Origin of the sequence: Ralstonia sp. AU12-08, from assembly GCF_000442475.1 — a bacterium.
Taxonomy (GTDB): Bacteria; Pseudomonadota; Gammaproteobacteria; order Burkholderiales; family Burkholderiaceae; genus Ralstonia; species Ralstonia insidiosa.
The window spans coordinates 1-18,590 of record NZ_ASZV01000029.1; the positions used below are offsets into that span (position 1 = coordinate 1).

Genomic DNA, 18,590 nt, shown 5'->3' on the forward strand with positions numbered 1-18,590 from the left:
CCGAGCACCTGCGCGGCGCCAAGTGCCTGTGACAGGCGCCGGGTGGCGCGGACAAAGGGAAGCGCCCGGGTGCCGATTGATTGCTGCCGCGCGCGCGAGGCCCCGCCATGCTGGCCCCATGCCTGCTGACGTTGTCAGCGACATGCCAGGCAACCATCGGTCTTCGAGGTTGCGTCGCAGTTCCCACTGCGTGACCGAACCAGCTCGCACCGCATCCATCCGCGAGCGGCCACCAGTCCTGGTGGCGGATGCTTTCGCCTTATCAACCCACCGCGGGGTTACGCACCTTCCCCGCATGCGTGGGCCGGTGTGTCTCCGCTTCATCCCAATGGAGATTCACCATGAACACCACGTCCAACGAGAAATCGTATTTCGACCTCCACACCTCGGGCATCGGCTACATCCAGCGTGTCCGTGAAGTGCCCGTCCGGGGCGGCCGCCGTGCGCAGCCTTTCCTGGCATGCACCATCGCCGCGCTGGTCGGCCCCGCCCGGGACCCCAGCTACCGCTACTTCGACGTCAAAGTCTCGGGTGCCGAGGCCAAGAAGCTCGTTCAGCGCTACATCGGCGTTGACGATCCCAAGCAGCGCCCGCTGGTGCGCTTCCGCCTCGGCGACCTGTGGGGCGATGCGTACATCCGCGACAAGGGCGAGCAGAAAGGTCAGGCCGCCGCGTCCCTCAAGGCGCGACTGCTCAAGGCCGAACTGATCGACCGGGCCGAACTGGCTTCGATCGAGCAGCACGAGCTGATCACCCGTGGCATCGGCTATCTCAATCGTGTGAAGGACGTCACCCCAAAGGCTGGCGACTCGTTCCTCTCTTGCACCGTCGCAGCACTGGCCGGGCCTGTCGATGAACCGGAGTATCGGTACTTCGACACCATCGTCGCCACCCCGGAAGCCGAGCATCTGGTTCGCCGGTGCGTCCAGGCCATCGAGGGTGACCGCAAGGTGCTGATCGCCTTCCGTCTGAACGACATGAAGATCGATCCGTACATCCGCACCAAGGGCGAGCACGCCGGGGAACCGGCCGCAAGCCTGGAATCGACGCTGGTCCACATCGGTCTGATCAAGATCGACGGCACCCAGGTCTATCCGACGAGCCAGGCGCAACCCGAGGCGCCGCTGGCCGAAGACGCATCCGCGTCCGAAGCCGACGACGCCATCGACACGGCCACCGAGCCCGCCGAGCGCGAGCCCGAGGCGCAAGTCGAGGAGCAGGAGCCGGCATTGGCTGCTTCGTTCTGATACGGCATGGCCCCTCACGGGGCCTTGTCGCTTCTCTTCCCGCATCCGCCGCGTCCCTAGGACGCGCGCTTGCGCATTTCATCCCCCGAGTTCCGCGTGATCTCACGGCCGCGCGGTTGTCGCATTTCTCAAAGGAGATCAGCCATGTCTCTGGCATCCCGTTTTGCTCCGCAATCCCCGATCCTGCGCTCCGATCGTCCACTCTCGGACGACCGCATTCGCGCCGTCGTTCCGTCGATCTTCGCCGACGCTCCGCATGGGAGCCGGTCCGATCGGTATGCCTACATACCGACCTCGACCGTGCTGACCAAGTTGCGCCAGGAGGGCTTCGAGCCCTTCATGGTGTGCCAGACACGCGTGCGCAACGAAGACCGGCGCGAGTACACGAAGCACCTCATCCGACTTCGCCATGCAAGCCAGATCAACGGCGACGAGGCGAACGAGATCATCCTGCTCAACAGCCACGACGGCACGAGCAGCTATCAGATGCTCGCCGGCATGTTCCGGCTCGTCTGCCACAACGGCCTGGTTTGCGGTGACACCACCGCCGACATCCGCGTTCCCCACAAGGGCGACGTGGCCAGCCAGGTGATCGAAGGTGCCTACGGAGTCCTCGACGGCTTCGAGCGCGTGCAGAACGCGCGCGATGCGATGCGCACCATCACCCTCGATGAGGGCGAAGCGGAGCTCTTTGCAAACTCCGCGCTCGCACTCAAGTACGACGATCCAGCCAAGTCCACGCCTGTCACGGAGAGCCAACTGCTGGCACCCCGGCGATGGGACGACCGCAAGAACGACCTGTGGGCCGTCTTCAACCGCGTCCAGGAGAACCTCGTCAAAGGGGGCCTGAACGGACGCACGGCCAACGGCCGCAATCAGCGCACCCGTCCGGTGCAAGGCATCGACCAGAACCTGCGCCTGAACCGGGCGTTGTGGCTGCTGGCCGAAGGCATGCGCCAGCTCAAGGCGTGATGCCACGCGGACCTCGCCCACCTCGGGCGAGGCCATTTCCTCTCATCCACCGGGTGCCGTCGGCGGCCCGTCATTCATCATCAGGAGAACCATCATGGCAACCCCATCGGCACCCGAGAAATCGGTTGCGCCCATCGTCGTCCCCGGCCAGCTCACGCTGCGTACCATCCGCGGCAAGAACGGCCCGTTCACGGTTGGCCGCCTCGCCACGCACCTCGGTACGTTCGAGGTCAAAGACCCGGAGCTGGAGCAGTACCCCGAAGGCAAGTACGACGGGGAATTCATAATCAGGTACATCTTCCCGAAGTCCTATCCGGTCGGCGGCGGCATGCGGTTCGAGATCCGTGCCAGCCTCGACGGCATGACGCTCAACGGCATCGACAAACTCAGCCGCGACGAAGCCCGCAGCTTCGCCACCCAGGACGTCGATCCGCTCGATGAAGAGCAAGGGGCGCAGCCTGCGGCAACGCCGGCCAAGCCCACCAAGGCGTCCAGGCCCGCCAAGCCCGCACCCGTGCAGGCGTCCGCGGACCCGATGGTCGATACCACGCCCTTTGGCGTGGATGCGCCGCCACCTGCTGAGGCTGCTGCCCCCGGCAGCACCCAAGACGGTGACCCCGCGCTCTTCGGCCTGCTGTGGCCGCTGGGCGAGTCCGTGAAACTGGATTCGACCATCGACCGCCGCGCTTTGCGTGCACAGATCGCCCGCCTGGGCGAGCTGGGCTACGCGCTGGACTTCAAGACGCAGGAGTGGAGCCGCCAGGCCGAACTGCAACCTGCGTGATCGCAGACGCCGCATGCGCGGTGTTCTTCATCCACCCGCCGGGGTCCCTTCCCCATGCGGGGGAGGCCCTGGCCATCTTCTGGAGGTCTTCATCATGTCCACCATCGCTTGCGATATCCCCCGCTCCGCGCTGGATGAACCCGCGTGGCGGGCTCTCTGCGAGACGGCAGCCGCACAAGCCACCAAGGGTTGCGGACTGTCTCACGACTACTACGTCGAACGCTTCAGTTCGGCGATCGACGCGCAACTCGGTCGATTGCCCGAAGAACAGCGCGCACAGGCGCTGAAGATCGCACAGGAATGGGACTACGCAACACCGGCCGAACGGCAGGAAACCCAGGACTGGAATGCGGAGCACGGCTATTGCTCGCATGGGATCGAGTTCGGCAGCTGCCCGGCTGGTTGTGATCGCGACGATGACGACTGGGACTAAGGGCAAGGCATAGGTTTTCCTTCGCTGCACCTGCGGCATTCCATCACCCACTGGGGGTTCTTCCCCACGGGGAGGCCTCCAGCTCAACTTTTCGAGGAGGCCTCTCATGGGCTGGTATTTCTCTCCCCAATCGCGGTCTGAACTGATCGCGGAACTGATCGCACCACAGCAGACCGAGCGCGTCAGCGCGAAGGTTATCGCTCACGCATTGCGCGGCAACGTGCTGTGGTCCGTGGTCGAACTGACCGCCAAGGTCGAAGGTGTGCATCGTGATCTCGCGCCGGGCCAGTCCCTGCGCTACATCCGCTGCGATCTGCTGGAACGCAGCGGCAACCAGTGGGGCTACAAGCCGCTGGAAGAGTCCATGCATCCGTACTATTACTCGTGCCCGCTGTCCTATCTGGACCTCGCACCGGAGCAGTCCGCCGACTGGCGTGCAGGCGTTCGCGCCTACCACGCACGGCGGCGCACACCCACGGCTGTCACGGCACCCGCCGCGGCGCTGTTGGCCTGAGCCAGGAGGAACCGACATGGACCCGATCCTGGCTGCACTCCCGCTCTCGCTGTTGAAGCTCGTTGAAGGCAGTTTGTCCAACGACGAAGTTTCCTCCGACGAGGAAATGCTGGGGTACTTCATCGACAACGGCCTCACCGAGGAGCAGGCACGGCAGGCGCTGACCTACCGCGACCAGTACCTCAACAACATCTACCTGGAAGGCTTCACGCCGATCACTTCGGCGGACGAGCCGCTTCACTTCAACCCGCACACCCGGCAGTTCGAGCCGGACTGAGCGGTTTTCTTCCACCCCCTGGGGCAGTACTTGCCCCAGCGGGCGGTGCTGTTCCCGTTCATCCGAGGACACCACCATGCCCGCAAACACTTCTTCCACGCTGTACCGCATCGACGAATGCCCGGACGTGATGGCCGACGCCTGCGTCGGCGATGACCAGGGCAACCTGATCTTCCTGTCCATCTGGGCGCGGGACACCGCCGTCCAGCAGTTCCTTGCACGCCTGACCCTCGGGCGCGACGAGCAGGGACTGGACCAGTTCCACGTCATCACCGACCAGGGCGGCAGCGTCCCGGTATTCATCGGCAACGTCGATCGCCTGGAAAAGCGCATCACGCGCGCCTACCGGCGAACGCTGTTCGGTTCGCTGTCCAACGTGTGGCTGTTCGACCGGCGCTGCGTCAAGCCCGACAAGGCCAACGCCAGCGCATTGGCACTGCTGCCACGTGACAGCGCCCACCGGCTTGACCGCCTGTGGATGCTGGTGCGGGACACCTGCCCGTTGCCGCTGCTCGACCACTGGCGCGAGACCGTGCTGGAACTGCTGCAAAGCCGCGAGATGCTGGCCCGCCTTCCGTTCGCCCTCGGGCCGCTGGAAGGCCATCGGCTCGCCATCGACGTGCCGGCGCTGAGCTTGGCGCTGGGCTCCCTGATCCGCAGTGACGCGCTCACCGCCTATCCCTATCCGGCCAAGATTTGGACGCCGGAAGCGGTAGCGGCTTGACCCACCCTCGGAGGCACGCCTTGGCGTGCTTCCGTCATTCATCCCCGCCAACCAGGAGACTTCCATGGCTCTCATGTTCCCGCGGCTCGCCCGCAATTTCGCCAAAAATGGGTACTACCCGACCGACGAACCCACGCTCGAAAGAGCCCTCAACGCACTGATGCCCAGCGACGGGCCGATGTGCATCCTCGATCCCTGCGCCGGTGAAGGCGTGGCAATCGCCGAAGCCTCTCATGCCCTCGGGCGCGAACAGGCCAAGGCGTTCGCCGTCGAATTCGACGCCGAGCGGGCGCGCCATGCCCGCGGCCTGGTCGATCACTGCCTGCACGCGGACCTGATGGACACGATGATCTCCAAGCAGTCCTTCGGACTACTGTGGCTGAATCCACCGTATGGCGACCTGTCCAAGGACGTCAACGGCAACATCGGCTATCAGGGCCAGGGCCGTGCCCGCCTCGAAAAGCTGTTCTATCAGCGTTCGCTGTCGCTGTTGCAATACGGCGGCGTGCTGGTCTTCATCGTCCCCGGCTACGTGCTCGACGCGGAGCTGGTCGGCTGGTTGACGCGCCACTACACCGATCTGCGTATCTACCGAGCGGTGGAAACGCAGTTCAAGCAGGTGGTGATCTTCGGCCGCCGGGTCCGTCAGCGGGAGCTGGCACCCGATGGCGTCAAGGCCGTGCGCAATCTGCTGCTGCAGGTTGGGCTTGGCGAAGTCGAAGCCGAGGAACTGCCGAGCGAATGGCCGTTCCTGCCGTACATCGTCCCCGCCAGTCCGGCCGAGCCGGAGCATTTCTTCCGCGTGACGATGGAGCCCGAACAGTTCGCCGACGAGGTTGGCCGGCTGCAAGGCCTTTGGCCGTCGCTGGACACGCACTTGGGGACCGCGCAGCAGTCGCTGCGTCCACCGGCGCGGGCCTTGTCCCACTGGCATCTCGCCCTGGCTCTGGCCGCGGGCGCGATCTCCGGCGTCGTGCGCTCCCAGACGGGGCGCGTGCTCGTCGTCAAAGGTGACACCCACAAGGACAAGACGCTCCAGCGGGAATTCACCGAACGCGAAGACGGCTCCATCGCCGAGACACGCATCCTCACCGACAAGTTCGTGCCTGTCATCCGCGCGTGGGACATGACGCCTGGCTCCCCGACACGGGGCGAGGTGTTGACCATTCGCTGATCCACCGGACGCGCTGCCGTCCTGCTGTACCAACTCGAAGGAGAAACACCATGATCCCCAATCCGTTCAAGCGGCCTGCGCCGCACAAGCAACCGTTGTTCACACCGAGTACGTTGAAGTTGAGCGAGAAGGTGCATTGGCTGGCCCGGCGAGGCCTGATTGACCCCTTGGCCTATGTCCAGCGCCATGTGCGCGGGGACTGGGGCGAGATCGATGAGGCCACCCGCCAAGCCAACGACGTGGCGATCCAACAGGACAACCTGATGATTTCGCAGTTCAGGATCACGCCGGACCTGGCGCTGATCGTCAAGACCAGCGAAGACCACCAGACCACGGTGGTCCAGCTTCCCGAAGAGCGGGACCTGATCTGAGGCCCCACATCGTCATCTTCATCCACCTGACGGAGCCACTTCACTCCGGCAGGGGTGTCGTGGCCCAATGAACCATCAAGGAGGAGCCCATGGCATCGCATCGTATCGAAACCTACTGCCACAGGCTGACGTTCCCCATTGGGGCGCTCATCTTCAGCAGAGGTATCAACCGCCTGTTCAACGCGGGTCGCCTGGACCCGATTCCGTACTTCAGACGGCACGCCCGCGGCGACTGGGGCGACGTCACCGCCCAGCAATGGGAGGCCAACAGCTCTGCGCTTCAATCAGGCGCGCCGCTGGAATCGCACTACGTGATCCACCCGGGACTCGCCATTCGCATCATCACCGATACGGGGCGCAGCATCACCGCCATCGTGCTGCCGTCCGAGGACTGAGCACGGTTCACCCGCGGGCCACCCAGGCCAGCATCTTCAACCACCTTCGGCCACGCGCCGATTCTCCTCCCACCACGGGGCATGCCATTGCCCCGCTGGGGGTGGTGCATGCCCCATTTTTCTTTGGAGCATCACCATGTCCCTCGATCTCGAAACCACTGCCGCTGAAGCCACGCCCGTGCAGGGCGAACTGCTGGACGCGGAATCCAACCCTCTGACCCTGAGCCTTCAGGATTTCGTCGGCGAGTTCGGCGACGAACTGCTCGACGCCCTCAACAGCGCCAACCCGCCGGTCTATACCGGCCAACCGCAGGCGCACCGGCAACTCGTCGTCGCCAGCCTCAAGCGCAAGCTGTTCCCAGCACAGGCCGAAGTCGTCCACGCCGCCGCCGAGCTGCTGATCGACCGTGGCGAACGCGCCGCGATCGTCAATGGCGAGATGGGCTGCGGTAAGACGACCGTCGGCATCGCCGCGGCCGCCGTGCTCAACGCCGAAGGCTACCGCCGCACTCTGGTCCTGTCGCCACCGCACCTGGTTTACAAGTGGCGGCGGGAGATCCAGGAGACGGTGGCCGGCGCCAAGGTATGGGTGCTCAATGGGCCGGATACGCTCGTCAAACTCATCAAGCTGCGTGAGCAGTTGGGCGTGCAGCCCACGGGCCAGGAGTTCTTCGTCCTGGGGCGCGTGCGGATGCGGATGGGCTTTAACTGGAAGCCGGTCTTCACCCAGCGACGCACCCGCCACGGCGACGTGGCGGCTTGCCCGGACTGCGGCACGGTCATTACCGACCTCGACGGCGAGCCGGTCAACCCGGTCGCGCTCCAAGCCGAGGAGTCCCGCAGGAAGTGCGGCCACTGCGCCGCGCCCCTGTGGACACTGATCCGCCCGCGCAGCCTGTCCGGCAGCGATCAATCCTCGGCCGTGCTCAAAGCCTTGAAGCGCATTCCGACGATCGGGGAAGTCACCGCGCAGAAGCTGATGCAGAAGTTTGGGGACGGGTTCCTGGCATCGATGCTCGGCGACAACATCCACGAGTTCATCAACTTGATGGACGGCAACGGCGAGCTGGTGTTTTCTGACCGTCAGGCCACGCGCATGGAACGTGCGATGGCCAACATGGAGTTCGGCTTTGGCGAGGGCGGCTATCAGCCGTCCGAGTTCATCAAGCGGTACTTGCCGCAAGGCACGTTCGATCTGCTCATCGCTGATGAAGCGCATGAGTACAAGAACGGTGGCAGTGCCCAAGGTCAGGCCATGGGCGTGCTGGCGGCGAAGGCTCGCAAGACCTTGCTGCTGACTGGCACGCTGATGGGCGGCTATGGGGACGACCTGTTCTATCTGCTGTTCCGAGCCCTGCCTGGGCGGATGATCGAAGACGGCTACCGCCCGACCACGAGCGGCAGCATGACCTCGGCTGCGATGGCGTTCATGCGCGATCACGGGGTCTTGAAGGACATCTACTCCGAGAGCACCGGCACGGCGCACAAGACGGCCAAGGGCACCAAGGTATCGGTGCGCACGGTCAAGGCCCCGGGCTTCGGCCCCAAGGGCGTCTTGCGCTGCATCCTGCCGTTCACGATCTTCCTCAAGCTCAAGGACATCGGCGGCAACGTCCTGCCGCCTTATGACGAGGAGTTCCGTGAAGTCGCGATGGACACGGCACAAGCCGCGGCCTACCGCGATCTGGCGGGTCGGCTGACCGCCGAGCTGAAACAGGCTCTGGCGCGACGCGATACGACCTTGCTGGGCGTGGTTCTCAACGTGCTGCTGGCCTGGCCGGATTGCTGCTTCCGGTCGGAGACCGTGGTGCATCCGCGCACGCGCAACACCTTGGCGTTCGTCCCGGCTCAGTTCAACGAGTTCGAGGTGACACCGAAAGAGCGCGAGCTGATCGACATCTGCAAAGAGGAGAAGGCACAGGGTCGCAAGGTCCTGGCCTACACGGTCTATACCGGCACGCGCGACACCACGTCGCGCCTGAAGGTGCTGCTGGAGCAGGAGGGCTTCAAAGTGGCGGTGCTGCGCGCGAGCGTGGACGCCAGCCGCCGCGAAGACTGGATCGCCGAGCAACTGGACCGTGGCATCGACGTGCTCATCACTAACCCCGAGCTGGTCAAGACGGGGCTGGACCTGTTGGAGTTCCCGACGATCGTGTTCATGCAGTCGGGCTACAACGTGTACTCGCTCCAGCAGGCGGCACGCCGCTCCTGGCGCATCGGGCAAAAGCAGCCCGTGCGCGTGATCTACCTTGGCTATGCCGGTTCTTCGCAGATGACCTGCCTGGAGCTGATGGCCAAGAAGATCATGGTCTCGCAGTCCACCTCGGGCGACGTGCCTGAATCCGGGCTCGATGTTCTGAACCAGGATGGTGATTCCGTCGAGGTCGCACTGGCCCGGCAATTGGTCGCCGCCTGAACTTCACACAATGCCGACGACCGAGAGGTCGTCGGCTCTTTTTTCAGCGCCTCGCAGCGTCAAATTGCACCTTGCCGTACACGCCTGGACAGTGATTCAGCGCTTTCCTTGCGCTCGCTGTAACGATCCACCAGATACGGCGCCACGTCGCGCGTGAGCAGCGTGAACTTCATCAGTTCTTCCATCACGTCCACGATGCGGTCGTAATAGGCCGAGGGCTTCATGCGCCCGACCTCGTCGAACTCCTGGTATGCCTTGGCGACCGAGGACTGGTTCGGGATGGTCAGCATCCGCATCCAGCGGCCGAGCACGCGCATCTGGTTGACCGCGTTGAAGGACTGCGAGCCGCCCGACACCTGCATCACCGCCAGCGTCTTGCCCTGGGTCGGGCGCACCGCGCCGACCGACAGCGGAATCCAGTCGATCTGCGTCTTCATCAGGCCGGTCATCGCGCCGTGGCGCTCCGGCGAACTCCACACCATGCCTTCGGCCCATTGCACCAGTTCGTGCAGTTCCTTGACCTTGGGGTGATCAGCGGGTGCATCGTCCACCAGCGGCAGGCCGGACGGATTGAACAATCGGGTTTCACCGCCCAGCGCCCGCAGGATGCGGGCGGCTTCTTCGGCTGCGAGGCGGCTGAACGAGCGTTCGCGCAGCGAGCCGTAGAGCAGCAGGAAGCGCGGCGCGTGGGTGGTCCGTGCCGGCGCGAACAGGTGTTCGGCGTCTGGTTGCTGGAACAGCGCCGCGTCGATGTTTGGCAGGTCGAGGCGGGCTTCAGACACGACGGCCTTTCTCATCAACCAGCGGCTCGCCGTCTTCCTTGTTGAACGCGCCGCGCTGCGGTTGCGGCAGAAGGTCGAGCACGGCTTCCGATGGCCGGCACAGGCGCACACCCAGCGGCGTGACCACGATCGGCCGGTTGATGAGAATGGGATGCTGGAGCATGAAACCGATCAGGTCGTCGTCGCTCCACTTCGGGTTGCCCAGGTCGAGTTCGGCATAGGGCGTACCTTTCTCGCGCAGTATGTCCCGCACCGGCACGCCCATCGCCGCGATCAGCGCCTGGAGCGTGTCGCGGCCGGGCGGCGTCTTCAGGTACTCGATGATGGTCGGTTCCTCGCCGCTGTTGCGGATCAGGCCCAGCACGTTGCGCGATGTGCCGCAGGCTGGGTTGTGGTAGATCGTGATGGTGCTCATGGATGCCTCTTGGAGATTACGAAGTGGTCGCGCGGCGTTCGTACCAGCCGCGTGAGCGGTTGACCACCCGCACCACCAGCAGCATGACCGGCACCTCGATGAGCACGCCGACCACTGTTGCGAGTGCCGCACCGGAATGGAAGCCGAATAGGCTGATGGCGGCGGCCACGGCCAGCTCGAAGAAGTTGCTGGCACCAATCAACGCGGATGGCCCAGCGACGCAGTGCTTTTCGCCCGCCTGGCGGTTGAGCCAGTACGCCAGCCCGGAATTGAAGAACACCTGGATCAGGATCGGCACCGCGAGCATGGCGATCACCAGCGGCTGCCGGATGATGGCCTCGCCTTGGAAGGCGAACAGCAGCACCAGCGTCAGCAACAGCGCGGCGATGGACAACGGGCCGATGCGTTCCAGTGCCCTGTCGAACGCGGCCTGTCCCTTGCGCAGCAGCGCCCGGCGCCAAAGCTGGGCCAGGATGACCGGAATGACGATGTACAAACCCACCGACACCAGCAAGGTGTCCCAAGGCACCGTGATCGAGGACAGGCCCAGCAGCAGGCCGACGATGGGTGCGAAGGCGAGCACCATGATGGTGTCGTTCAAGGCCACTTGCGACAGCGTAAATGCCGGATCGCCGCCAGTCAGTCGGCTCCAAACGAAAACCATTGCGGTGCACGGTGCGGCAGCCAGCAGGATCAGGCCGGCGATGTAGCTGTCGAGTTGGTCGGCGGGCAGCCAATCAGCAAAAGCGTGGCGGATGAAGATCCACGCCAGAAGTGCCATTGAGAACGGCTTGACGGCCCAATTGATGAACAGCGTGATCCCCATGCCTCGCCAATGCTGGCGCACCTGGCCGAGCGCGGCGAAGTCCACCTTCAGCAGCATAGGGATGATCATCACCCAGATCAGCAAGCCCACCGGCAGGTTGACTTGAGCGATCTCCATGCGGCCGATGGCCTGGAATGCGGCGGGCGCGAACTGGCCCAGAGCGATACCCGCGATGATGCACACCGCCACCCATAGCGTCAGGTAACGCTCAAAGCCGCTCATGGCGGAGTTTGCTGGCGCGGGGCCGGCGGTATCGGTTGCGCTCATCGGTTCAGGCCTCACTGGCGGCCGATGTCGCGCAGTTCGCGCTGCAACGACATGGCATCTAGACTCTTGATCGGCAGCGACAGGAACAACTCGATGCGTCGGCGCAGCGTCATGGCGGTATCGAAGAACGCCTTGCTTTGTCGTTCCAAGGAGCCTTCCACGGCAGCCGGGTCAGGCACGCCCCAATGCGCCGACACCGGCTTGCCCGGCCATAGAGGACAAGCCTCGCCGGCTGCGTTGTCGCAGACGGTGAAGATGAAATCGAACACCGGCGCATCGGGCTTCACGAACTCGTCCCAGCTCTTGCTGCGGTAGCCCGTTGTCGGAAGGTGCAGCCGCTCCAGCGTGGCGAGCGCCAGCGGGTGAACTTCGCCTTTCGGATGGCTACCTGCCGACCAGGCGTGAAACCGCCCCTGGCCCATGTCGTTGAGGATGCCTTCGGCGAGGATGGAGCGGGCCGAATTGCCCGTACAGATGAACAAGGCGTTGTAAGTGGTATCGGTCATGGTCAGCAGCAGGTCTTGGATGGAGAAACCTCGCATACGCCACCTTGGCAGCAATGCTCGGTCAGGTAGCCGATGAGGCCGTTCATGTGGCCGTACTCGGCCCGATAGATCAGGTTGCGACCCTGCTGCTCGATGGTGACGAGGCCGGCATGGGCCAGCTCCTTCAAGTGGAAGGACAAGGTGTTGCGGGCCACGTCGAGCTGGTCGGCTAGCGTGCTTGGCGTCAGTCCGCCCGGGCCAGCAACGACCAAGGCGCGGAACACGCGCAGGCGCTGGGTGTGAGCCAGGGCGTTTAAGGCGGAAATGGCTTGATCCTCTTTCATGATTCGATAATACAACATTTATAGAATTAATGTGCAAACCACAGTTGGATTTGCGGGTTGCGCTATGTGTTGGACTGCAAAAGCGGGCACCCCCCAGTTCGCATTTCTGACTGACCGCGCAGCCGCGCGCAGCCAAGGTATCGGCATCGCAACAGAAGAGCCGATGCCATGCCTGCAATCCATGTATCCCGGTGTCTGGTCGGTACCAGCCTCCTGGCCGCAGCCTTGGCCAGCGGCTGCGCGACCACGCCACCGCCGCTGGCCGCCAGCACCGTCGAGGACGTCCCACCCGCGCCCGAGGCTGCACCGCCCGAGTTCATTCCCGTCGTGCGCTATGGCCGCTACACCCTGGTGGAGCTGGCGCCGATGGCGGCGCAGCGCGATCTGCTGGTGCAGACCATCGACGTGTCCATGCCCGAGGAGGTCCGCGCCACGGTCGGCGACGGGCTGCGGCATGTGCTCAAACGCAGCGGCTACCAGCTTTGCGAGACCCCGCATGCGGTGATCGAGCTGTACGCGCTGCCGCTGCCGGCGGCGCACTTGCATCTCGGCCCCATGACCTTGCGCGATGCACTGCTCACCCTGGCCGGTCCGGCTTGGGAACTGCACGCCGATGACCGGACGCGGCAGGTCTGCTTCGAGCGGCCTGGTCGCGACACCGGTGCCGAGCCGGTGTCCGAGCCGCCTGCTGCCGAGGCCGTGCAGACGTTCCCCTTTGCGGGAGGCCAGCCATGAACGCGGCACAGCCGCTCCGGCGCCCGACCGCCGCCGTGGTGTTGCAAAGCCTGCTCTGGCTTTGGCTGCTGGGTCTCAGTGTCTTCGCGATCCTGGGCCACCAGACGATGACCGATCAGGCCGACCAGCAGCAGCTCGATGTCCGGTTGCAGCGCCTCGAAGCCCAGGTGACCGGGCTGGCCGAGACCACGCGGGCCTTGCAGCAGCAGCCCGCAGCCGCCACCGCCGCAGGCCTGCAAGACGCTCGGCAGGCAATGGAGGCGCGCATCGTTCAAGCCGAACAGGCGCTGGGTGGCTATGCCACCGCCGAGGACGTTCAGGCGCTGCGTACCGAAGTCGAGCAGATCAAGGTGCGCCAAGCGACTGCGCGTGCAGCGGCGCCTACCCAGCGGCGCACCCCGAGCCAACCGGCCACCGCCAAGTCCGAACCGCCGCCGCTGCCATTTCGTGTCGTCGGCGCTGAGCTGCGCGCGGGTCAGCGCAGCGTGTCCGTCGCCCCGAGTGCCGGAGATTTCACGCCCGATCAGCTCCAGGTGCTGCTGCCGGGTGATGCGCTGGGTCCGTGGCGCCTGCAGGCGATCGAGGGCAATGCCGCGGTGTTCCAGGCCGGCGACCAGACCCGTCGCGTGGCGATTCCTTGACCGGAGCCCACCACATGAAGCCGTCGATCATCCTGTACGCGTTCCTGCTGGGCTCCATGCAGTTGCCCGCCTGGGCGCAGCAGCCCGCCACGACCCCCGCCCGCAATGCGCAGAGCCAGGAGCGCCCGCTGGCCGCCCGCATCCTGGACGACCGGGTGGCAGGCGAATGGGGCCTGCAACCGCAGGAATGGGCGCGCTATCGCGACTTGATGGATGGGCCGCTGGGCATCTACTCGCCAAATCTGGACCCGCTGTCCGCCCTGGGCATCGAGGCGCGCACCGACGAAGAACGGCGGCGCTACGCAGAGCTGCAGGTGCAAGTCGAAGCGCGCCGCGTGGAGAAGCTGCTCGCGTACCAGCGCGCCTACGACGAGGCCTGGCAGCGCCTGAACCCCGGCATGCAGCGGGTGAACCTGTCTGACGAGAGGCCAGGCGCCGCCGCTGCGCGGGGCAGCGGTCGCACGGCAGTGTTCATCAAGGACGGCTGCGCGGCTTGCGGGCAACTCGTCCAACGCCTGCAATCCTCGGGTGCCGAGTTCGACCTTTACATGGTCGGCAGCCGCCAGGACGATGCGCGCATCCGCGACTGGGCCAAGCGCGCCCAGATCGACCCGGCCCGGGTGCGCAGCGGCGGCATCACGCTCAACCACGACGGCGGCCGCTGGCTGTCGCTGAGCCTGCCCGGCGATTTGCCTGCGGTTGTGCGCGAAGTGAACGGCCAATGGCAACGCCAGCCGTAACGGCGCTGCTGCGCGCACTGGCGCTCACTGCGGGCCTGTTCGCCTGCGCCGCCCATGCCCAGGAGGTTCCGCCACCGGCCTACCAGCTTGCCGCACAGCGCGCGGGCATTCCCTCGACGGTGCTCTACGCCGTGGCCTTGCAGGAGAGCGGCATGCGACGCAATGGACGCATCGTCCCATGGCCGTGGACCCTGAATGTCGCCGGCCAGTCGCGGCGCTTCGCCACCCGTGCCGATGCCTGCGCCGGTTTGCAGCAGGCGATGCGATCTACGCCACCCACGCGCATCGACGCGGGCCTGGGCCAGATCAACCTGGGCTACCACCCGCACCGCTACACCCATGCCTGCGACTTGTTGGACCCGTACCGCAATCTCGCCAGCGCCGCCGAGATCCTCAAGGAGCAGTACACCCCCGGTGAAGACTGGCTGCTGGCCATGGGCCGCTACCACCGGCCCGCGGGCGGTGAGCCTGCCGCCCGCTATCGACGCAGCGTATCCCGACACCTCGCCCGCGTGCAGGGCACGCACTCAATCGCCACGGCGCGAGCCGTGCGTCAGGAGTCGACCCCATGACGAAACCGCTCTGGACCCTGCGGGGCCTGCTCGCGCTGCTGGCGGCGCTGCCGTTGGTCGCGCATGCCGCCGAACCGCTGATCGTGGTCGAGGACCGCGGCGGCGCGTCGGCGCTGCCGTACTACGAAGCGCTTAACCTGCAGCCACGCGCCAACAGCGCGTTGCGGCCTCCCATTCCGACGCCGCAGATTCCCGCCACCCCCGCTGACGAGGCAGCGATGCTGCCGGTACGCAGCGCGAAGCTGATGCCCGGCTTCGTCGCGCGGCGCGTGATCGAGGCACCGGGCCTGCGGCCTTTCGTGGTCATCGGCGACGATGAGACCTCGCAAGCCTGGCTGCGCCGTCACGCGGCGTCGCTGCACGACCGCGGCGCGGTCGGCCTGGTGGTCAATGTCGAGACCGCGCAGGCTTTGGCGCGGTTGCGCGCACTGGCGCCTGGCGTGCCGATGGCCCCCGTGGCCGGCGATGATCTGGCCGAACGCCTGGGCCTGCGGCACTACCCGGCGCTGATCACGGCGACCGGCATCGAGCAATGAGGCCATGTCGGGGAAACAGCCCGTCGAAGTCCTGTTGCGCCCAGCGGTGGAGCTATACACCGTCGCGGCATGTGCGGGCGCCGCGTTTCTGTCCCTGGTGGCCCCGTGGTCGCTCGCGCTGAGCCCAGCCATGGGCGTCGGTGCCGCACTGGCGTTCGGCGCCTATGGCGCGATCCGCTACCGCGATGCGCGGGTGATCCTGCGCTACCGCCGCAACATCCGGCGCCTGCCGCGCTACGTGATGACGAGCAGGGACGTGCCGGTCAGCCAGCAGCGCCTGTTCGTGGGGCGCGGTTTCCTGTGGGAACAGAAGCACACCCACAGGCTGATGCAGACGTACCGGCCGGAATTTCGCCGCTACGTCGAGCCAACACCGGCATACCGGCTGGCGCGACGCCTGGAGGAGCGGCTGGAGTTCGCACCGTTTCCACTGTCTCGCCTCGTACGGCTCACGGGCTGGGATGTGTCATTCAACCCCGTGCGGCCACTGCCACCGGTAGGCGGCCTGCCGCGATTGCACGGCATCGAACCCGACGAGGTCGACGTCAGCCTGCCACTGGGTGAGCGCGTCGGCCATTCGCTGGTGCTGGGCACCACGCGCGTGGGGAAGACGCGGCTGGCCGAGTTGTTCGTCACCCAGGACATCCGTCGCACGAATGCAGACGGTGAGCATGAGGTCGTGATCGTCATCGACCCCAAGGGCGACGCGGATCTCTTGAAACGCATGTACGTCGAAGCCAAGCGAGCGGGTCGCGAGGGCGAGTTCTACGTCTTTCACCTCGGCTGGCCCGAGTTCTCTGCACGCTACAACGCGGTGGGGCGCTTCGGACGCATCAGTGAAGTCGCCACGCGCATTGCCGGGCAACTCTCCGGCGAGGGCAACAGTGCAGCGTTCCGCGAGTTCGCATGGCGCTTCGTCAACATCATTGCGCGCGCATTGGTGGAACTGGGGCAGCGCCCGGACTACATGCTGATCCAGCGGCACGTAATCAACATCGACGCGCTGTTCATGGAGTACGCCCAACACTACTTCGCCAAGACCGAGCCCAAGACCTGGGAGGTGATCGTCCAGATCGAGGCCAAGCTCAACGAGAAGAACATCCCAAGGAACATGATCGGGCGCGAGAAGCGTGTGGTGGCGCTGGAGCAATACCTCTCCCAGGCGCGCAACTACGACCCTGTGCTCGATGGCCTGCGCTCGGCGGTGCGCTACGACAAGACCTACTTCGACAAGATCGTTGCATCGCTGCTGCCGCTGCTGGAAAAGCTCACCAGCGGCAAGATCGCCCAACTCCTGGCGCCGAATTACTCCGACCTGTCTGACGCGCGCCCGATCTTCGACTGGATGCAAGTCATCAGGAAGCGCGCCGTGGTCTATGTCGGCCTGGATGCGCTGTCGGATGCTGAAGTCGCCGCGGCGGTCGGCAACTCCATGTTCTCCGACCTGGTGTCGGTAGCCGGGCACATCTACAAGCACGGGATCGACGACGGCCTGCCGGGTGCCTCGGCTGGCACGCGCATTCCCATCAACGTCCATGCCGACGAGTTCAACGAACTGATGGGCGACGAGTTCATCCCCCTTATCAACAAGGGCGGCGGTGCCGGGCTGCAGGTGACCGCGTATACGCAGACGCTCTCGGACATCGAGGCCCGCATCGGCAACCGCGCGAAGGCCGGCCAGGTGATCGGCAACTTCAACAACCTGTTCATGCTGCGGGTTCGGGAAACCGCCACCGCGGAATTGTTGACCCGTCAATTGCCCAAGGTGGAGGTCTATACCACCACCATCGTCTCCGGCGCGACCGATGCCTCGGACATCCGCGGGACGACGGACTTCACCAGCAACACGCAAGACCGCATCAGCATGTCGAGCGTGCCGATGATCGAGCCATCCCACGTCGTCGGCCTGCCCAAAGGCCAATGCTTCGCGCTGCTGCAGGGTGGTCAGCTCTGGAAGGTCCGGATGCCACTGCCAGCGCCTGACCCCGATGAAGTGATGCCGGCGGACTTGCAGCAACTGGCTGGGTACATGCGTCAGAGCTACAGCGAGGCCACGCAATGGTGGGAGTTCACCAGTTCCCCAGCCTTGCAGGAGGCTGCCTTGCCCGACGACCTGCTGGATGACGCCGCTCCGGCCGAGCCTGACGCGGTGGCCACCGGCGCCGACGACAGCACCGGCGAGGCCGCACCATGAAGGATGCCGCCTCGACCGCGCAGCGGGAGCAGAACCAGCGCCAGGGGCTGATCGTCGGCACCATCACCTTGCCGTTCAGGCTGCTCGGGGTGCTGATCGGTTCGCTGCTGTTCTCGATCGTGGTGGAGTGCGTCGGCATGCACCTGTTCTGGAAGGACCAGGGCTGGCGCCACTCCCAGCAGATGCTGCAGTACGAACTCGGGCACCTGTCGAACCACTTCACGCGCAGCGTGGTGGTGCAGGAGCCCGGGCGCACGGCGCACGAGCTGGTGGATACCGGGTACGGGTGGGTGTTCGTGCGCTCGGGGTTGCTGGAGCGCATGAGCCAGACCGCCGAGCGCGCCCGTGCGCCCAGCCGCGAGCCGACGCGCAACTTCCGCTATTACATCAGCCAGGCCTATGTCTGGGCCGAGAGCTACCTGATCGCCGCGGCCTTCACGACGCTCACGTTCCTCGTGCGCCTGCTGGTCCTGGTGCTCACGCTGCCGCTGATCCTCACTGCGGCATTCGTCGGCCTGATCGACGGCCTGGTGCGGCGGGACGTGCGGCGGTTCGGCGCGGGCCGGGAATCCGGCTTCATCTACCACCGCGCGAAAGCGAGCCTGATGCCGCTGGCCGTGCTGCCCTGGATCACCTACCTCGCGCTGCCGATCTCGGTGCATCCGCTGCTGATCCTGCTGCCCAGCGCAGCCTTGCTGGGACTGGCCGTGAGCCTGACCGCGGGCAGCTTCAAAAAGTACCTCTAG

23 protein-coding genes are annotated in these 18,590 nt (G+C 65.5%); 18 read left to right on the top strand and 5 right to left on the bottom strand.

Going from position 1 to position 18,590, the window contains the following annotated elements; genetic code table 11:
• The first annotated feature begins 341 nt into the window (after nucleotides 1-341).
• The 11 genes from C404_RS44690 (at nucleotide 342) to C404_RS44740 (ending at nucleotide 9,307) form a co-directional block, all read left to right on the top strand.
• Complete coding sequence (locus C404_RS44690; RefSeq protein ID WP_003090115.1) at nucleotides 342-1,247, top strand: DUF3577 domain-containing protein; 906 nt, start codon at nucleotides 342-344, stop codon at nucleotides 1,245-1,247.
• 144 nt (nucleotides 1,248-1,391) lie between these two features.
• Entirely contained in the window at nucleotides 1,392-2,219 is an 828-nt protein-coding gene (locus C404_RS44695; RefSeq protein ID WP_021195304.1) for a DUF932 domain-containing protein, read from the top strand.
• 94 nt (nucleotides 2,220-2,313) lie between these two features.
• Nucleotides 2,314-3,003 (top strand): DUF3275 family protein, encoded by a 690-nt coding sequence (locus tag C404_RS44700; protein ID WP_003090119.1) that lies wholly within the window; start codon nucleotides 2,314-2,316, stop codon nucleotides 3,001-3,003.
• 94 nt (nucleotides 3,004-3,097) lie between these two features.
• A complete protein-coding gene (locus tag C404_RS44705; RefSeq protein WP_003090121.1) occupies nucleotides 3,098-3,436 on the top strand; it encodes a hypothetical protein in 339 nt (112 codons plus the stop codon).
• A 106-nt stretch (nucleotides 3,437-3,542) separates the two neighbouring features.
• Nucleotides 3,543-3,950, top strand: a complete 408-nt coding sequence (locus tag C404_RS44710) for a hypothetical protein (protein ID WP_011804742.1) — start codon at nucleotides 3,543-3,545, stop codon at nucleotides 3,948-3,950.
• Between the two features lie 16 nt (nucleotides 3,951-3,966).
• Nucleotides 3,967-4,227 carry a hypothetical protein gene (locus C404_RS44715; RefSeq protein WP_021195305.1) on the top strand — a complete coding sequence of 87 codons (261 nt, stop codon included), beginning with the start codon at nucleotides 3,967-3,969 and terminating at the stop codon, nucleotides 4,225-4,227.
• 76 nt (nucleotides 4,228-4,303) lie between these two features.
• Nucleotides 4,304-4,951 carry a hypothetical protein gene (locus C404_RS44720; RefSeq protein WP_003098901.1) on the top strand — a complete coding sequence of 216 codons (648 nt, stop codon included), beginning with the start codon at nucleotides 4,304-4,306 and terminating at the stop codon, nucleotides 4,949-4,951.
• A 40-nt stretch (nucleotides 4,952-4,991) separates the two neighbouring features.
• On the top strand, nucleotides 4,992-6,125 hold the full coding sequence (locus tag C404_RS44725; protein WP_254919932.1) for a DUF6094 domain-containing protein: 1,134 nt from the start codon (nucleotides 4,992-4,994) through the stop codon (nucleotides 6,123-6,125).
• Nucleotides 6,126-6,175: 50 nt separating this feature from the next.
• Nucleotides 6,176-6,496 (top strand): hypothetical protein, encoded by a 321-nt coding sequence (locus C404_RS44730; RefSeq protein ID WP_003120017.1) that lies wholly within the window; start codon nucleotides 6,176-6,178, stop codon nucleotides 6,494-6,496.
• An 89-nt stretch (nucleotides 6,497-6,585) separates the two neighbouring features.
• Entirely contained in the window at nucleotides 6,586-6,891 is a 306-nt protein-coding gene (locus C404_RS44735; protein ID WP_021195306.1) for a hypothetical protein, read from the top strand.
• Between the two features lie 136 nt (nucleotides 6,892-7,027).
• Entirely contained in the window at nucleotides 7,028-9,307 is a 2,280-nt protein-coding gene (locus tag C404_RS44740; protein ID WP_021195307.1) for a helicase-related protein, read from the top strand.
• A gap of 59 nt (nucleotides 9,308-9,366) precedes the next feature.
• On the opposite strand, the gene arsH is transcribed toward C404_RS44740, so the two are convergent.
• From arsH to C404_RS44765, 5 genes are read right to left on the bottom strand one after another with little or no spacing between them, the layout of a single operon-like run.
• Nucleotides 9,367-10,089, bottom strand: a complete 723-nt coding sequence (arsH, locus tag C404_RS44745) for an arsenical resistance protein ArsH (RefSeq protein ID WP_021195308.1) — start codon at nucleotides 10,087-10,089, stop codon at nucleotides 9,367-9,369.
• Nucleotides 10,082-10,504 (bottom strand): arsenate reductase (glutaredoxin), encoded by a 423-nt coding sequence (gene arsC, locus C404_RS44750; protein WP_006217715.1) that lies wholly within the window; start codon nucleotides 10,502-10,504, stop codon nucleotides 10,082-10,084. Before arsC ends, arsH begins: the two co-directional genes overlap by 8 nt.
• A 16-nt stretch (nucleotides 10,505-10,520) precedes the next feature.
• Complete coding sequence (gene arsB, locus C404_RS44755; RefSeq protein WP_006226019.1) at nucleotides 10,521-11,597, bottom strand: ACR3 family arsenite efflux transporter; 1,077 nt, start codon at nucleotides 11,595-11,597, stop codon at nucleotides 10,521-10,523.
• Nucleotides 11,598-11,608: 11 nt separating this feature from the next.
• Nucleotides 11,609-12,103 carry an arsenate reductase ArsC gene (locus C404_RS44760; RefSeq protein ID WP_006226020.1) on the bottom strand — a complete coding sequence of 165 codons (495 nt, stop codon included), beginning with the start codon at nucleotides 12,101-12,103 and terminating at the stop codon, nucleotides 11,609-11,611.
• A gap of 2 nt (nucleotides 12,104-12,105) precedes the next feature.
• Entirely contained in the window at nucleotides 12,106-12,444 is a 339-nt protein-coding gene (locus tag C404_RS44765) for an ArsR/SmtB family transcription factor (RefSeq protein WP_021195309.1), read from the bottom strand.
• A 150-nt stretch (nucleotides 12,445-12,594) separates the two neighbouring features.
• Here C404_RS44765 and pilL2 point away from each other — a divergent pair, with 150 nt between their 5' ends.
• From pilL2 to C404_RS44800, 7 genes are read left to right on the top strand one after another with little or no spacing between them, the layout of a single operon-like run.
• Complete coding sequence (pilL2, locus tag C404_RS44770; RefSeq protein ID WP_013391799.1) at nucleotides 12,595-13,161, top strand: PFGI-1 class ICE element type IV pilus protein PilL2; 567 nt, start codon at nucleotides 12,595-12,597, stop codon at nucleotides 13,159-13,161.
• Entirely contained in the window at nucleotides 13,158-13,802 is a 645-nt protein-coding gene (locus tag C404_RS44775; protein WP_013391800.1) for a hypothetical protein, read from the top strand. Before pilL2 ends, C404_RS44775 begins: the two co-directional genes overlap by 4 nt.
• A 14-nt stretch (nucleotides 13,803-13,816) precedes the next feature.
• Nucleotides 13,817-14,542: a TIGR03759 family integrating conjugative element protein gene (locus C404_RS44780; protein WP_013391801.1), complete on the top strand. Its 726-nt coding sequence runs from the start codon at nucleotides 13,817-13,819 to the stop codon at nucleotides 14,540-14,542.
• Nucleotides 14,524-15,114, top strand: a complete 591-nt coding sequence (locus C404_RS44785; RefSeq protein ID WP_013391802.1) for a transglycosylase SLT domain-containing protein — start codon at nucleotides 14,524-14,526, stop codon at nucleotides 15,112-15,114. Before C404_RS44780 ends, C404_RS44785 begins: the two co-directional genes overlap by 19 nt.
• A complete protein-coding gene (locus C404_RS44790) occupies nucleotides 15,111-15,650 on the top strand; it encodes an integrating conjugative element protein (protein ID WP_013391803.1) in 540 nt (179 codons plus the stop codon). The genes C404_RS44785 and C404_RS44790 overlap by 4 nt, the downstream gene beginning before the upstream one ends.
• Nucleotides 15,651-15,654: 4 nt before the next feature.
• Nucleotides 15,655-17,844, top strand: a complete 2,190-nt coding sequence (gene traD, locus C404_RS44795; protein ID WP_013391804.1) for a type IV conjugative transfer system coupling protein TraD — start codon at nucleotides 15,655-15,657, stop codon at nucleotides 17,842-17,844.
• Nucleotides 17,841-18,590, top strand: coding sequence for a TIGR03747 family integrating conjugative element membrane protein (locus C404_RS44800; RefSeq protein WP_013391805.1), 750 nt, complete (start codon nucleotides 17,841-17,843; stop codon nucleotides 18,588-18,590). Before traD ends, C404_RS44800 begins: the two co-directional genes overlap by 4 nt.

Bases quoted from the DNA above. Each gene is read 5' to 3' on its own strand.
- arsB (WP_006226019.1), bottom strand. From the start codon at position 11,597: ATGAGCGCAACCGATACCGCCGGCCCCGCGCCAGCAAACTCCGCCATG.
- C404_RS44700 (WP_003090119.1), top strand. From the start codon at position 2,314: ATGGCAACCCCATCGGCACCCGAGAAATCGGTTGCGCCCATCGTCGTC.
- C404_RS44695 (WP_021195304.1), top strand. From the start codon at position 1,392: ATGTCTCTGGCATCCCGTTTTGCTCCGCAATCCCCGATCCTGCGCTCC.
- C404_RS44800 (WP_013391805.1), top strand. From the start codon at position 17,841: ATGAAGGATGCCGCCTCGACCGCGCAGCGGGAGCAGAACCAGCGCCAG.
- arsC (WP_006217715.1), bottom strand. From the start codon at position 10,504: ATGAGCACCATCACGATCTACCACAACCCAGCCTGCGGCACATCGCGC.
- C404_RS44790 (WP_013391803.1), top strand. From the start codon at position 15,111: ATGACGAAACCGCTCTGGACCCTGCGGGGCCTGCTCGCGCTGCTGGCG.
- C404_RS44705 (WP_003090121.1), top strand. From the start codon at position 3,098: ATGTCCACCATCGCTTGCGATATCCCCCGCTCCGCGCTGGATGAACCC.
- C404_RS44740 (WP_021195307.1), top strand. From the start codon at position 7,028: ATGTCCCTCGATCTCGAAACCACTGCCGCTGAAGCCACGCCCGTGCAG.
- C404_RS44720 (WP_003098901.1), top strand. From the start codon at position 4,304: ATGCCCGCAAACACTTCTTCCACGCTGTACCGCATCGACGAATGCCCG.
- C404_RS44735 (WP_021195306.1), top strand. From the start codon at position 6,586: ATGGCATCGCATCGTATCGAAACCTACTGCCACAGGCTGACGTTCCCC.
- C404_RS44760 (WP_006226020.1), bottom strand. From the start codon at position 12,103: ATGACCGATACCACTTACAACGCCTTGTTCATCTGTACGGGCAATTCG.
- C404_RS44780 (WP_013391801.1), top strand. From the start codon at position 13,817: ATGAAGCCGTCGATCATCCTGTACGCGTTCCTGCTGGGCTCCATGCAG.
- C404_RS44690 (WP_003090115.1), top strand. From the start codon at position 342: ATGAACACCACGTCCAACGAGAAATCGTATTTCGACCTCCACACCTCG.
- C404_RS44785 (WP_013391802.1), top strand. From the start codon at position 14,524: ATGGCAACGCCAGCCGTAACGGCGCTGCTGCGCGCACTGGCGCTCACT.
- C404_RS44775 (WP_013391800.1), top strand. From the start codon at position 13,158: ATGAACGCGGCACAGCCGCTCCGGCGCCCGACCGCCGCCGTGGTGTTG.
- C404_RS44765 (WP_021195309.1), bottom strand. From the start codon at position 12,444: ATGTTGTATTATCGAATCATGAAAGAGGATCAAGCCATTTCCGCCTTA.
- traD (WP_013391804.1), top strand. From the start codon at position 15,655: ATGTCGGGGAAACAGCCCGTCGAAGTCCTGTTGCGCCCAGCGGTGGAG.
- C404_RS44730 (WP_003120017.1), top strand. From the start codon at position 6,176: ATGATCCCCAATCCGTTCAAGCGGCCTGCGCCGCACAAGCAACCGTTG.
- pilL2 (WP_013391799.1), top strand. From the start codon at position 12,595: ATGCCTGCAATCCATGTATCCCGGTGTCTGGTCGGTACCAGCCTCCTG.
- C404_RS44715 (WP_021195305.1), top strand. From the start codon at position 3,967: ATGGACCCGATCCTGGCTGCACTCCCGCTCTCGCTGTTGAAGCTCGTT.
- C404_RS44710 (WP_011804742.1), top strand. From the start codon at position 3,543: ATGGGCTGGTATTTCTCTCCCCAATCGCGGTCTGAACTGATCGCGGAA.